Source organism: Hyphomonas johnsonii MHS-2 (genome assembly GCF_000685275.1).
GTDB classification, from domain to species: Bacteria; Pseudomonadota; Alphaproteobacteria; order Caulobacterales; family Hyphomonadaceae; genus Hyphomonas; species Hyphomonas johnsonii.
This window is the reverse complement of sequence record NZ_ARYK01000001.1, coordinates 705,012-719,113: the sequence shown is the minus strand read 5'-3', so window position 1 is coordinate 719,113 and position 14,102 is coordinate 705,012. Positions and strand designations below refer to the sequence as shown.

The 14,102-nt window shown below is 62.0% G+C and carries 12 protein-coding genes; all 12 read right to left on the bottom strand.

The window, feature by feature from the left end:
* Positions 1 to 38: 38 nt before the first annotated feature.
* The gene (gene tsf, locus HJO_RS03375) at positions 39 to 944 is read right to left on the bottom strand and encodes a translation elongation factor Ts (RefSeq protein ID WP_035613484.1); all 906 of its coding nucleotides are present in this window, start codon (positions 942 to 944) and stop codon (positions 39 to 41) included.
* A 41-nt stretch (positions 945 to 985) separates the two neighbouring features.
* Complete coding sequence (rpsB, locus tag HJO_RS03370) at positions 986 to 1,807, bottom strand: 30S ribosomal protein S2 (RefSeq protein WP_035613481.1); 822 nt, start codon at positions 1,805 to 1,807, stop codon at positions 986 to 988.
* A gap of 145 nt (positions 1,808 to 1,952) precedes the next feature.
* Positions 1,953 to 5,375, bottom strand: coding sequence for a DNA polymerase III subunit alpha (gene dnaE / locus HJO_RS03365; protein WP_035613479.1), 3,423 nt, complete (start codon positions 5,373 to 5,375; stop codon positions 1,953 to 1,955).
* A gap of 78 nt (positions 5,376 to 5,453) precedes the next feature.
* On the bottom strand, positions 5,454 to 6,143 hold the full coding sequence (locus HJO_RS03360) for an ABC transporter ATP-binding protein (RefSeq protein WP_035613477.1): 690 nt from the start codon (positions 6,141 to 6,143) through the stop codon (positions 5,454 to 5,456).
* On the bottom strand, positions 6,143 to 7,435 hold the full coding sequence (locus tag HJO_RS03355; RefSeq protein ID WP_035613475.1) for an ABC transporter permease: 1,293 nt from the start codon (positions 7,433 to 7,435) through the stop codon (positions 6,143 to 6,145). Before HJO_RS03355 ends, HJO_RS03360 begins: the two co-directional genes overlap by 1 nt.
* Positions 7,432 to 8,754 (bottom strand): proline--tRNA ligase, encoded by a 1,323-nt coding sequence (proS, locus tag HJO_RS03350; protein WP_035614421.1) that lies wholly within the window; start codon positions 8,752 to 8,754, stop codon positions 7,432 to 7,434. The genes HJO_RS03355 and proS overlap by 4 nt, the downstream gene beginning before the upstream one ends.
* Positions 8,755 to 8,803: 49 nt before the next feature.
* Complete coding sequence (locus HJO_RS03345) at positions 8,804 to 9,037, bottom strand: DUF1467 family protein (RefSeq protein ID WP_035613473.1); 234 nt, start codon at positions 9,035 to 9,037, stop codon at positions 8,804 to 8,806.
* Positions 9,037 to 9,465, bottom strand: a complete 429-nt coding sequence (gene mce, locus HJO_RS03340) for a methylmalonyl-CoA epimerase (RefSeq protein ID WP_035613471.1) — start codon at positions 9,463 to 9,465, stop codon at positions 9,037 to 9,039. Before mce ends, HJO_RS03345 begins: the two co-directional genes overlap by 1 nt.
* A 5-nt stretch (positions 9,466 to 9,470) precedes the next feature.
* The gene (locus HJO_RS03335; protein ID WP_035613469.1) at positions 9,471 to 11,156 is read right to left on the bottom strand and encodes a ribonuclease J; all 1,686 of its coding nucleotides are present in this window, start codon (positions 11,154 to 11,156) and stop codon (positions 9,471 to 9,473) included.
* Positions 11,157 to 11,162: 6 nt separating this feature from the next.
* The gene (locus HJO_RS03330) at positions 11,163 to 11,930 is read right to left on the bottom strand and encodes a type III pantothenate kinase (RefSeq protein ID WP_035613466.1); all 768 of its coding nucleotides are present in this window, start codon (positions 11,928 to 11,930) and stop codon (positions 11,163 to 11,165) included.
* 5 nt (positions 11,931 to 11,935) lie between these two features.
* Positions 11,936 to 12,673 (bottom strand): biotin--[acetyl-CoA-carboxylase] ligase, encoded by a 738-nt coding sequence (locus HJO_RS03325; RefSeq protein ID WP_162173762.1) that lies wholly within the window; start codon positions 12,671 to 12,673, stop codon positions 11,936 to 11,938.
* Positions 12,670 to 14,097, bottom strand: coding sequence for an NADH-quinone oxidoreductase subunit NuoN (gene nuoN / locus HJO_RS03320; protein WP_035613463.1), 1,428 nt, complete (start codon positions 14,095 to 14,097; stop codon positions 12,670 to 12,672). Before nuoN ends, HJO_RS03325 begins: the two co-directional genes overlap by 4 nt.
* Positions 14,098 to 14,102 lie beyond the last annotated feature (5 nt).

Sequence of the window (14,102 nt, the reverse complement as noted above, 5' to 3'; positions counted from 1 at the left end):
ATGTTTAAGGCCGCAGTGCGACCGAAAGGCAAGCGGGATCAGCCGCCTTTTGTAAGCGACGCAACTTCGTCAGCGAAGTTGTCGGCATCCTTTTCGATGCCTTCGCCCAGTTTGAAGTGAACAAAGCCAACAAGCGTTGCGCCCTGATCCTTGAGATAGGCCGCGACCGTCTGGTCCGGGTTCATGACGAACGGCTGCTCGACCAGAACCACTTCCTTGTAGAATTTCTGCAGGCGGCCCTTGATCATGTTCTCGATGATATTGTCGGGCTTGCCGCTTTCACGGGCCTGTTCCGTCAGGATGCGCTTCTCGGTTTCGATCAGCACTGGATCAAGCTCGGCGGTCGTTGCCGCGGCCGGCGAGGTCGCTGCAATGTGCATCGCGATCTTGCGACCAATATCGTCGAGGTCGCCCGTGCCTTCGAGTGCAACAAGAACGCCGACCTTGCCCATGCCTGCCGTCTCGGCATTGTGGATATAGGACGCCACCTTGCCATTGGCCGTGATCTTGGCCGAACGGCGCAGGGTCATGTTCTCGCCGATGCTGGCGATCAGGCGCTTGATCATGTCGTCGACAGTGCCCTGGCCATCAGGCGCAGGCGCTGCAGCGACGGCGGCGACGGACCCATCGGTGTCCAGTGCCGCTGCAGTGATGCCGGCGACGGCCTTCTGGAACGTCTCGTTGCGCGCAACGAAGTCGGTCTCGGCATTCAACTCGACGATCGCGCCGCTCTTGCCGTCTTCAGAAACCTTGACGGCCACCAGGCCGTCAGCGGCCGTGCGGCCTGATTTCTTTGCAGCCTTGGACAGGCCTTTGGCACGCAACCATTCGATCGCAGCTTCTTCGTCTCCGTCGTTCTCGACGAGGGCTTTCTTGGCATCCATCATGCCTGCGCCGGTTTTCTCGCGCAGTTGCTTGACGAGCGCAGCAGTAATCTGGGCCATTACGGATATCCTTCAGTGTAAAAGTTCAATTCCTGAGGCGCTCAGGCGCCCGTTGCATCTTCCGTCTTTTCGCTCGCAGCCGGCGCAGCATCGCCATCGGCAACAGCGACGTCTGCATCAGCCAGACCCTCGAGGTCTTCGAGGGCGCCGAGATCAACGCCGAGATCGGCTGTCGACTCTGCCAGACCGTCGAGCACCGCATCTGCAAACAGGTTGCAGTAAAGCGAGATCGCGCGGGCCGCGTCATCGTTGCCGGCAAAGCCGTAATCGGCATCCGCCGGGTCGCAGTTCGTGTCGAGCACGGCAACGACCGGGATGCCCAGCTTGCGGGCTTCCATGACAGCGATGGATTCCTTGTTCGTGTCGATCACGATCATGGCTGCGGGCAGGCCGCCCATGTCGGCGATACCGCCGAGCGCACGCTCCAGCTTGTCGCGACGGCGCTGCAGGTCCAGCAGCTCCTTCTTGGTGAGGCCTTCGCCGCCACCCGAAGCGAACATCGCGTTGAGTTCCTTGAGCTGCTTGATCGACTTCGACACGGTCGACCAGTTGGTCAGCGTGCCGCCGAGCCAGCGGTGGTTCATGTAGTATTGCGCGCAGCGCTGGGCTGCTTCAGCCACAGGATCAGACGCCTGGCGCTTGGTGCCGACGAACAGCACGCGACCGCCCTTGGCCACCGTGTCGCGCACGAAAACGAGCGCCTGGTGCAGCGACGGGACGGTCTGGGACAGGTCCATGATGTGGATGCCGGAGCGCTCGCCGTAGATGTACGGCTTCATGCGGGGATTCCAGCGGTGGGTCTGGTGACCGAAGTGAACGCCAGCTTCGAGCAGCTGACGCATGGTGAAGTCAGGTAGTGCCATGAATTTTCTCCATCCGGTTAGCCTTCGCAGGTGGAACGTTGGGCCAAAATGGCTTTCCGCACCGGATGCACCCGCGAAATGGTTTCAGATGAGGCGGCTTATACAGAATTCCGCACCGGCGGCAAGCGGCACGGATGTGCTTTTGTCAGGCCGCTTTCATCGGTTCGACACGTTCCACGCCCGGCGCATCCTTCAGCGCGCGCTGCGCTTTCAGGCCGATCGTGTAGGTGTCAGCAAGCCGCAGGATCACGATCCGGCCGTCCTCGAGTGGCATTTCGACCAGGATCGCACCCCGCTCATGGTCCTGCAGCCGCCCCAGATGGCTGATGATGCCGACGATATCGTCCGTCCTGGCGCCCACGGCGAGGCGCACCTTGAGGGCGCCCATCGCCTTCGACAGCCGCGCTGATTCCAGCTGGACGACACGCTCGGCGTTCAGCTTGATCTCGTCACCGGTCCGCTTCACGCCAACCGTGATGGCAACCGAATTCCCGACCTGCAGCAGGTCGTAGTTCTGCTGCAGTGTCTCGGGAAACACCATCATTTCCACCTCGCCCGTCGGGTCGGACAGCGTGAGGAAGGCAAACTTGCCGCCATTGCGGGCGGGCTTCTCATTGCGCATCCGGACGACGCCGATCATTTCCAGCGGCTTGCCGTCACTTGCGCGTTCCTCGATCTCGATCGCGAGGGTCACGCGCTCCCGGTCAATGCCCTCGAGCACGTCATCGAGCGGGTGACCGGAGAAATAGAACCCGATCGACTTGAACTCCTCGTCCAGCTTCTGCTGTCCGTTCCAGGCCTTGCTGGGCGGCAGGGCCGGGCGCAGCGCGGGCTCGGCCTCTCCGAACAGGCCGCCCTGCCCGCCTTGCCTGTCCTCGGCTGACTTGTTCGCCATCTGGGCCAGGATCGGGGCCGCAGCGAGCACTCTTGCCCGGTTCGGCTCAAGCCCGTCCAGCGCGCCGGATTTCGCCAGGGACTCGAATGCCTTCTTGTTGACATGTCGTGGGTCGACCCGTTCGGCGAAGTCGTAGAGGTCGGCAAACGTCCCGTCGGCTTCGCGCAGGGACACGACATGGCGCATGGCTTCCAGCCCGACGCCCTTCAGGGCCCCGAGCGCATACACGATCGCGCCATCGCGCACGTCGAAATCTGCCGTCGATGTGTTCACGTCAGGCGCCAGGACCGGGATCTTGAGGCGTCGGGCTTCCTGGAAAAAGGCGGCCAGCTTGTCCGTGTTGCCCAGGTCCAGGCTCATGGATGCGGCGAGGAACTCGACCGGGAAATGGCATTTCAGGTAGCCGGTCTGATACCCGATCAGCGCGTAGGCCGCCGCGTGTGACTTGTTGAAACCGTAGCCGGCAAACTTCTCCATCGTATCGAAGATTTCGTTCGCAAGTGGTTCGTCCATCTGCTTGGTCGCGGCCGCCCCTTCAACGAAGCGCTTGCGCTGCGCGACCATCTCCTCAATCTTCTTCTTGCCCATCGCACGGCGCAGCAAGTCGGCTTCGCCGAGCGAATAGCCAGCGATCTCCTGCGCCATCCGCATGACCTGTTCCTGATAGACAGGCACGCCATATGTGGCTTCCAGCACGGGCTTCAGGTCGGGGTGCGCGTATTGCACGCCTTCCGGGTTCTCCTTGCCCTGCACATAGACCGGAATGTTCTCCATCGGCCCTGGCCGGTAGAGCGAGATGATGGCGATCACGTCTTCGATATTGTTCGGGCGCACCTTGCGCAGCGTGTCGCGCATGCCAGCGCCTTCCAGCTGGAACACGCCGAGCGTGTCACCACTGGCCATCAGGTCGTAGGTTGCCTGGTCGTCGAGCCCTTCCCATTCAGGACCAACGTCCCTCCCGTCACGCCGGATCAGCTTCAGCGCACGGTCGATCACCGTCAGCGTCTTGAGGCCGAGGAAGTCGAACTTCACGAGACCCGCCATCTCGGCATATTTCATGTTGAACTGCGATGCGGGCAGGTCGGCGCGCGGATCGTGGTAGAGCGGAGCGATTTCGACCAGGGGCCGGTCGGCGATCACCACGCCCGCTGCGTGGGTGCCAGCGTTCCGGTATAGCCCTTCCAGCGCCAGCGCGATCTTGATCAATTCTCCGACGCGAGGGTCTTCGGTAATCTCGTCATCGAACTTCGGCTCGTCGTCGATCGCTTCCTGCAGCTTCGGCGGCTTGGCAGGATTGAACGGGATCAGTTTTGCGAGCCGATCGACCTGGAAATACGGCATCTGCATCACGCGGCCGACATCGCGCACCACGGCCTTCGCCTGCAGCGTGCCGAACGTGATGATCATGGCGACACTTTCGGCGCCATATTTGTCGCGGACATAGCGGATGACTTCGTGACGACGCTCCTGGCAGAAGTCGATGTCGAAGTCGGGCATCGACACACGTTCCGGGTTCAGGAAGCGCTCGAACAGGAGGTCGAAGCGCAGCGGATCGAGATCGGTGATCAAGAGCGACCAGGCCACCAGCGAGCCGGCGCCCGACCCCCTGCCCGGTCCGACCGGAATGCCCTGTTCCTTCGCCCACTTGATGAAGTCGGAAACGATCAGGAAGTAGCCGGGAAACCCCATCCGCTCGATCACGCCGAGTTCGTAGTCAAGGCGTTTGAAATAGGCGTCACGCTCCGCGTAGAGCTTGCTGGCGGCTGCGAGGCGGCCTTCCAGCCCTTCGGTCGCCTGTTCCCTCAGCTCTTCAATCTCGGACCGGCCCGCATTGCTGAACGAGGGCAGGATCGGATCACGCGTAACAGATCGCACGGAACAGCGCCGGGCGATCTCGGTCGTATTGGCCAGTGCTTCCGGAAGGTCGGCGAACAGGAGCGCCATTTCCGATGGCGTCTTGAGGTATTGGGACGGACTGACCTTCTTGCGGTCTTCCTGGCCGAGGTATTGGCCATTCGCGATGCACATCAAGGCGTCATGCGCGCCGGCATCGGCCGCCTGCATGAAACGGGCATCATGCGTCGCGACCAGTGGCAGGCCGAGCTCGTAGGCGAGGTCGATCAGGCCAGGCTCTGTTGCCACCTCTTCAGGCGTGCCGTGGCGCGTGATTTCCACATAGCAGCGGCCGGGATAGGCGCCAGCCAGAGTGGAAAGCTCGGTTCGCGCGTCGGCGACCCGGCCTTTCAGCAGGTGGCGCGCCGTCTCGCCCTCTGCGCCCCCGGTCAGAACGATCAGGCCGTCGGTCTTTTCCAGAAGCAGGTCGCGGTGAAGCCTGGGAACGCCGTCATCTGCATCGAGGTAGGCCCGCGACGACAGGTACATCAGCCGTTTGTACCCCGTTTCATCCTGCGCATAGAGCGAGACCCGGCTGGTGTCGCTCCGGTGGCCGCCATCGGTCAGGTCGAAGCAGCAGGCCATGATGGGCTGGATGCCGGCTTCCGACATGGTGAGCGACACTTCCAGCGCGCCGAACAGGTTGTTGCGATCCGTAATAGCCACTGCCGGCATACCCTGCGTCAGCAGCCAGCCCTTCAAACCCTTGGGCGTGATCATGCTTTCCAGCAGCGAATAGCTGGAACGGACGGCAAGATGGATGAATGGCGACTCAGGCAATAGGGGTTCTCCTGTGGAGAGAATACTGTGCCGCTGCCAGCGACGCCAGACCACCGGTCATGTCCAGCCTTCCACAGCTTATTCCGGCTGGTAATCCACCAATTGGCCGTCTTTCAGCGTCAGGACGCGGTCCATGTGCTGGGTCAGGGCAAAATTGTGCGTCGCCACAAGGACCGCTGCGCCCTCATCCCGGACCATCTTGATCAGCGCGGCAAACACACGCTCGGTCGTGATCGGGTCGAGGTTGCCGGTCGGTTCGTCCGCGATCACGAGACGCGGGTCATTGGCCAGGGCGCGGGCGATCGCCACACGCTGCTGCTCACCGCCGGACATCTGCCCCGGCTGGTGGTGACCCCGGTCTGCCAGGCCCATCACCTCCAGCAGGCGCTCGGCCTTTTCACGCGCGGCCTTCTTCTTCACGCCCGCAATCATCAGCGGCATCGCGATATTGTCGGACGCGTTGAACTCGGGAAGCAGGTGGTGGAACTGGTAGACGAAGCCGATCTTGGCCCGCCGGATCGCCGTACGGCCCTTGTCGTCAAGCGCCAGGCAGTCGATGCCATCAAGCATGACCTTGCCCGCTTCGGGCCGCTCGAGCAGGCCGGCAGTGTGAAGCAGCGTGGACTTGCCAGACCCCGACGGCCCCACCAGGCCGACCAGTTCACCGGCATTGAGGCGCAGGTTCGTGCCACGCAGCACGTGCAGCTCCCCCGCTTCGGTGCGGTATACCCGGTCGATACCGGCAAGTTCCAGGACAGGTTCGGCCATTATTCGAACCTCAGCGCGCTGACAGGGTCCTGGCGCGAAGCCCACCAGGCCGGGATGATCGAAACGCCCATCGACATGAACAGGGCATAGAGGCCTGTCCGCGTCACTTCGGCCCAATCGAGGATCGCCGGCAGGCCCTCCAGGCCATAGACGTCCGGATCGAAGACCTTGCCGGGCACGAACAGGTTCAGGAAATCCTCGACGACGCCGATGTTCGTCACCACCAGTACGCCAACCACCACGCCCAGCGCGGCGCCCATCGTGCCCAACACCGTGCCGACCAGCAGGAACACCCGCAGCACGCCGCCGCGTCCGAGGCCGATCGTGCGCAGGATCGCGATGTCGCGGGACTTGTTCTTCACCAGCATGACCACGCCGACAATGATGTTCAGCGTGGCGATGGCCATGATGACCATGACCAGCAGGCGCACCATCGAGCGCTCGACCTGCAATGCATTGAGGTAGGCCTGGCGCTGGCTTTTCCAGTCAAACGTGTAGAGCGCGTTGCCGGTGACGCTCGCAATACCGGCCATCGCCTCGTGCGTCTTGTCGGGATCCTTCAGCCGGATGTCGAGCATCTGGTAATGGTCCTTCGACTGGAACAGGATCTGCGCCTGGTCCATGGGCATGAAGACGTAGAGACTGTCGAGCTCCACGCTCCCGGTCTTGAAGACATCTCCCACGACATACGACTTGCTGCGCGGCGTTCCGCCCATCGGGCCGGCAGTCTGCTGCGCTGTAACGATATCGACCTTGTCGCCGGGGCGCACGCCGAGACCTTCGCGGCCGGCAGCCAGGAAGGCGCCCAGCATGATCACGTCTCCGCCGTTGCGTCCTACGCCAAAGCCTGCGTCGATTGCCGCCTGCCCACCGTCCTTGAGGAAGGGCAACGTTGCGAGGTCCTGGTTCCGGATCGCCCGCACCGCAGCACCTGTCTTGCGGCCATTTGCCGATATCAGAACGTATTCCTCGATATAGGGCGTGACGCTGGTGACGCCGTTGACGGTGCGGATCTTGGCCGCGAGCGCGTCAGCTTCCTCTTCCGAATAGCTGGCCACGACACCGTAGACATGTGGCTGGCCGCCGAGGAGTGCGTCGAGCAGTGTCGCCCGGAAGCCGCTCATCACCGACATCGTGATGATCAGCGCTGCGACGGCAAAGAATATCCCGACAAAGGAAATGATGGAGATCAGCGAGGCGCCGCCATGTTCGCGCTTGGCCCGCAAATAGCGCCATGCCAGCGTACGTTCCAGCTTGCCGAATGGCGCGGCGACATGGCCGAGTTCGCTCATTTTTGCGCGTCCAACTGATTCAGCATGTCTTCGATCGAGACCTCGTGCTTTTCACCCGTCTTGCGATTCTTGACCTCGACCTTGCCGTCGGCAACGCCGCGCGGCCCGACTGTCGTTTGCCATGGCAGCCCGATCAGGTCCATCCGGGCAAACTTCCCGCCCGCCCGTTCGTCTGTATCATCGTAGAGGACTTCGCGGCCGGCCGCCTGGAGCGCCTGGTAGATCCGCTCGCAAACGGCATCACAGGCCGCGTCACCAACCCGCATGTTGATCAGGCCAACCTGCCAGGGCGCGACAGATTCCGGCCAGACGATCCCGTTCTCGTCATGACAGGCCTCGATGATCCCGCCGACGAGACGCGACACACCGATCCCGTAGCTGCCCATCTGGACCGGCACCATCTGCCCGTCCGTTGTCTGAACGACCGCATTCATCGGCACCGAATACTTGGTTCCGAAATTGAAGATGTGGCCGACTTCAATGCCGCGCGCAGAAACCTGCCGGTCTGCCGGCAGGGCCGCAAAAGCGTCTGCATCGTGCATCTCTTCCGTGGCGGCGTAGTACTGCGTCCGCTTTTCGACCTCTGCCGTCAGGTCGCCATCGAAATCGAGGTCCAGTCCGGGCGCCGGCATGTCGAGCAGCGCCTTGTCGCAGAACACCGCACTTTCGCCAGTATCGGCCAGGATGATGAACTCATGGCTCATGTCGCCGCCGATCGGGCCCGTATCGGCACGCATGGGGACTGCTGTCAGCCCCATCCGCCCGAATGCATTCAGGTAGGCGCAGAACATCTTGCGGTAGGAGACGCGCGCGTCCTCTTCCGTCAGGTCGAAGGAATAGGCATCCTTCATCAGGAATTCCCGGCCCCGCATCACGCCGAAACGCGGCCGGACCTCGTCGCGGAACTTCCATTGCTGGTGATACAGCACCAGCGGCAGCTGCTTGTAGCTTTTGACATAGGACCGGAACACATCCGTGACGAGTTCCTCATTGGTCGGGCCGTACAGCATGTCCCGCTCATGCCGGTCCTGGATCCGCAGCATTTCCTTGCCATAGGCCTCGTAGCGGCCGGATTCACGCCAGAGGTCGGCCTGCTGCAGGGTCGGCATCAGCATTTCAACGGCGCCGGCGCGATCCATTTCCTCGCGCACGATCTGCTCGATCTTCTTGAGCACGCGGAAGCCCATCGGCAGCCACGAATAGATGCCCGCCCCGTTCTGGCGGACCATGCCTGTGCGCAGCATGAGCTTGTGCGACGCAATCGCCGCATCCGCCGGCGCATCTTTGGTAACCGGCAGAAAATATCTGGAAAGGCGCATGAATTCCCCGTTGTAGGTAAGCGTGGCGGTCAACTAGCCGCAGCCACCTCTAGTTCGCAAGAAGATGAGGCACAATCAGGGCGATAAGCCCGGTCAGTATCACGCCGCCAATTGTCGCCCATATGGCCTTTTTTGCCAGCATCGGGTGTACCGGCGCGCCCTCTTCGGTGCCCGGGGTGTGTTCACCATCCTCGAACTGGCCGCGCACGCCGATCGGAAGGACAGCGAAGAAACAGAGCCACCAGGCAATGACGAAGACGACAGCGGCACCAAGGGGCGTCATCAGTGCGCTCCCACAGGTGTTTCCATCAGCTCGATGAGGACGCCATTCGAATCCTTGGGGTGCACGAAGACAATCATGGTTCCGTGCGCGCCGATGCGCGGCTTGCCCAGCACCGTCGCGCCACGCTTGCCCATCTCGACGACCGCTTCATCAATATCGCGCACCTCGAAGCAGACATGGTGCTGGCCGCCTTTCGGGTTCTTCGTGATGAAATTCGCGATCGGTGACTCGGCATTCAACGGTTCGATCAGTTCGATCTGGGCGTTCGGCAGGTTCACGAAGCACACCTTGACCCCCTGGTCCGGCATGTCGAAAGGCGTGGTGATGTCGGTGGCGCCATACAGCGACCTGTAGGTCTCGCAGGCCGCTTCAAGGTCGGGGACCGCGACACCGACATGGTTTAGTGGGCCAATCTTGAATTCGGACATGGGCGTCAGCTCCTCAATACAGTTACGTCGATCATCGGGCGACGACCGAACGTCACCTCACAGGCCTTGCGCAGGGCACGGCCAATCTCACGCTCGACCATATCATCATCGACGCGGTTTTTGCGCTTCATCTTTGTCACAGCCAGTTCAGCCGCTTCATCAAGCGCCTCCAGGCTTTCGTCCGCGAGGCGTCCATCAGATTCGGAGAAGCCCCGAACAATGACGACCGGTCCGTCAATCACATCGCCGGCCTCAGTGATGGCGACGCTGGCCAGAACCAGCCCGTCGCGCGACAGTTTGCGGCGCTCTTCGAGGCCTTGCGCGCCATCCGGCACCAGGACCTTCCCGTCCAGCAGCAAGCGGCCCGCGGGAACGAGATCAATGACCTCCGCGCGACCGGGCGCAAGACGCACCAGGCTGCCATTACGCGGTGTCACGGCTTCCGGCACCTGCAGCGACCGCGCATAGGCGGCATGCTCCATGATGTGACGCCGCTCACCGTGGACCGGCACGGAAATGCGTGGCCGGACCCATTGGTACATCCGCCGCAACTCGTCCCGGCAGGGATGCCCGGAAACGTGGATAGGCTCCTTGATCATGCGCGGCGTGATGACCCGGACGCCCTGGTCGGCAAGCGAGTTCTGGAGGGCGAAGATTTCCTTCTCGTTGCCCGGAATGATGCGGCAGGAAAAGATCACGCAGTCGCCTTCACCGAGCGACACATGCCGGTGATCGTTCCGGGCGATGCGGGCCAGGGCCGCGCGGTCCTCACCCTGGCTGCCGGTGCAGAGGTAGAGAATGTTTTCGGCCGGCATGGAGTTCGCGTCGGACTCATGCACGAATTCCATGCTTGAAGGCAGGATGCCGACAGCCTTGGCGGCATCTGTAATGCGATGCATGCTGCGACCGACCAGACAGACGCTCCGGCCCGCCTGGTTCGCCGCTTCGATGATGGATTTCACACGCGCGACATTGGACGCAAACGTGGTCACGGCGACCGCCTGGGTCTGTTCGGCGATCAGGTCGATCAAGCCCTGCTTGACGCTTTCCTCTGACCCGGACTCGCCTTCTTCGAACACATTGGTGGAATCACAGACCATGGCCAGGACACCGGCATCCCCAAGGGCTGTCAGGCCCGCGATATCTGTCGGCCCACCGATTTGCGGATTGGGGTCGATCTTCCAGTCGCCCGTGTGCAGGATCATGCCCGCAGGCGTGTCGATCGCCAGCGCATTCGGCTCCGGGATCGAATGGGTGAGGGTCACGTAAGTCACGGTGAACGGCCCCGCCTTCACCGTCCCGCCAAGGTCGACAGGTTTCAGCCATCTCGGGTCGACACCGCGTTCGAGCATCTTCGAGCGCACAAGTTCCGTGGTGAACGGTGTCGCATAGATCGGTGCCTTGGTGCGAAGGCGCGGATAGAGCAGCCCGACGGCGCCGATATGGTCTTCGTGGGCATGGGTCAGGAAAATGGCATCGATATGCTCGCCGACCAGGTATTCCGGATCCGCGCAGATCAGGTCGATTCCGGGCGTATCAAGCGACCCGAACGTGACGCCGATATCGACGAGAATCCACCGGCGCGCATGTGGCGGCCCGTACCCGTAGGCATTCAGGTTCATGCCGATTTCCTCGCACCCCCCTAGCGGAAGGAATACGAGTTCGTCTTCGGAATGTTCTGAATCAGCCATTACGTCCTAGCTATTGAGTTTGTAGATTTCGAGCAGGCCCTTGATCAGGATGTCGACGTCATAATGATCGATGGTTTCGCTCGCGCCTTCGAACAGCGAGGCCACACCGCCGGTGGCCACAACCTCGAGCGGCTTGCCATACTCTGATTTTATCCGTCTGACGAGCCCGTCTATCAGGTCGATATACCCCCAGAACACGCCGGACTGCATGGCGCTGATCGTATCCTGGCCGATAACCTGCGCCGGGCGCTGTATCGCAATCCGGGGCAATTGGGCCGCCGCGTCGTGCAACGCGCTGACCGACAGGTTGATACCGGGCGAAATGATGCCGCCCTCGAACGCGCCGTCCGCAGCCACGACATCGAACGTCGTGGCGGTTCCGCTGTCGATGACGATGAGGTTGCCGGGATAGGTCTTGTGGGCTCCCAGCGCGCTGACAATCCGGTCCGCGCCAACCTGCTCGGGGCGCCGGATGCGGATTTCCACCCCCGTTTTCAGGGCAGGATCACCGATGAACATGGGTTCGACATTGAGATAGCGACGGGCGAGATTTCGAAAGTTGAACACGGCCTGCGGCACAACCGTTGAAATGACACAGCCATTGATCCTGTTCAGGTCCATGCCATGCATGTCTGCCAGGCGCCAAAGCCAGGCGGCGTGGTCGTCAGCCGTTTTCCGGGCGTCCGTGGCGCTTCGCCACTGATTTATCCACCGTGTGCCATCGTGCACACCGAAAACCGTGTTCGTGTTCCCAACGTCAATTGCCAGCAGCATCGGACCTACACTTTCCTCACCAAGTCGACATCTCCTGCCCTTATCGTCTGGAGAACGCCATTGGGCAATCTGAGCACCAGCGCGCCGGACGCATCCATATCTTCAAACACGCCCTCGATCGGTTCGCCCGCGGCCGTGACGCGAATTGTGGCCCCGAGGCCCTCGGCCCGCTCCAGCCAGTCTGTCCGCAAGGAGGCGAACCCGCCCCGGGCCTGCTCCAGCCGCCTTGCAAATGCCGCCCGTAACGCCTCCAGGACCATATCCGTCGTCACCGCGGTGTCCCCTCTCAGCGCCGCGATGCAGGTCGCGCTCTGCCCGGCCGAATCCGGCACGTGAGAGACATTGATGCCGATACCGGCAGCGACCCAGACTGAATCGGCGTGGCTGCCGGTTTCAATCAGGATGCCCGAGAGCTTTGCGCCATCAATACGAACATCATTGGGCCATTTCAGGCGGGCATCCGTACCGGGCGCCAGCTGGACGGCGACATCGCTGACCGCCAGGGCGGCCGCGAAGGGCAGCCTGATGGCAACCGCCATGCCACCCGGCTCCCGGAACAACGCTGTCGCAAACAGGTTTCCGGGCGGCGAAATCCATGCACGCTGGAGTCGTCCGCGACCGGCCGACTGCTGCTCGGCGACCAGCCAGCAGTCGGCAATTGCACCGGCGGCCGCACGTCGCTTTGCCTCGCTATTGGTGCTGTCGATCGTTCCGAGGTGGTGCACAGGCCATGCTTGGCTCAAGAGGGCAATCCCAGCATCGCTGTATTGGCCCAGCTGGCAAGCTGGTTGATGAAGACCATGAACAGGATACCCGACACCAGCGCGGTTACGAGTACCGTTATCGTGACAGAGCGGTCGATTGTCTCAAAGCGCTCCTTGGGCTCGTCGAACCAGATGACCTTCACGATCCGCAGGTAGTATCCGAACGACACGATCGACGAGATGACGAGAATGATCGCCAGCGGCATCAAGCCACCTTCCAGACTCGCATTGAAGACCACCCACTTGCCGAAGAAACCGCCAAATGGTGGCAGGCCGGCGATCGAGAACAGCAGGATCGTCCACGCAATGGCCAGCCAGGGCCGCGAGCTCATCAAACCGCCGAGTTCGTCAATGGTCTCCACCATGCCGCCACGACGGCGCATGGCGAGCACCCCGGCAAACAGCCCGAGCGAGGAGACGACGTAAATTGTCATGAAGATCAGCAATGCGGACCCGCCTGCTGCCGGGCCGGCAGCGACAGCGACGAGCGCGTACCCGACATTGGCGACCGAAGAATAGCCGAGGAGCCGCTTGATATTCATCTGGGTCAACGCGCCGAACGAACCAATCAGCATGGACATCCCGGCGATGATCGCGATGACCAGCTGCCACTGGTCCATGATGTCGCCAAAGGCCGTGAACATGACGTTCGCGAACACGACCACAGTCGCCATTTTCGGTGCGGATGCGAAGAACGCACCAACCGGTGTCGGGGCGCCCTCATACACGTCCGGTGTCCAGATATGCATTGGCGCGGCGGAGATCTTGAACCCGAGACCGACGATCATCAGCACCATGCCGAACATCATGCCGATGGAAGGCGCTGCAGCCGAAATTCCGGCAAAATTGGTCGTGCCCGAAAATCCGTACACAAGCGACGCGCCGTACAGCAATATTCCCGATGCCAGCGAACCGAGCACATAATATTTCAGGCCAGCTTCCGAAGACCGTGCCGAATCCCGGTGGAACGCAGCCAGGACATAGGACGAGATGCTGAGCGTCTCGATGCCCATGTAGAGCGTCATCAGGTCGGACGCAGACAGGATGATACCGATGCCGAAGCTGGCGAAGATCGTGAGCAGCACGAATTCGTAGCGGATCGTGTCGTGCCGGCGCAGGAACCCTTCCGACATCATCAAGGCAAATCCGCCAATCGCGAAACTCACGAACTTCGCGAAGTTGACGAACGTGTTCGTGCGCACAAGCCCGCCGAACGCCTCACCGCCCTGATAGAACAGCAGAGACAGCGCGGCCGCGCCGAACAGCGCCAAGGCGCCATAGGTAAACGATATCCGGTTGAACCGGTCCTTCAGCAGGGCGCCAAGCAGCACGCCCAACAGGCCCGCAGCTGCCAGCCACAGTTCGGGTCCGATTGCGAGGATCATGGCGGTGTAGTCGAGCATGGGCC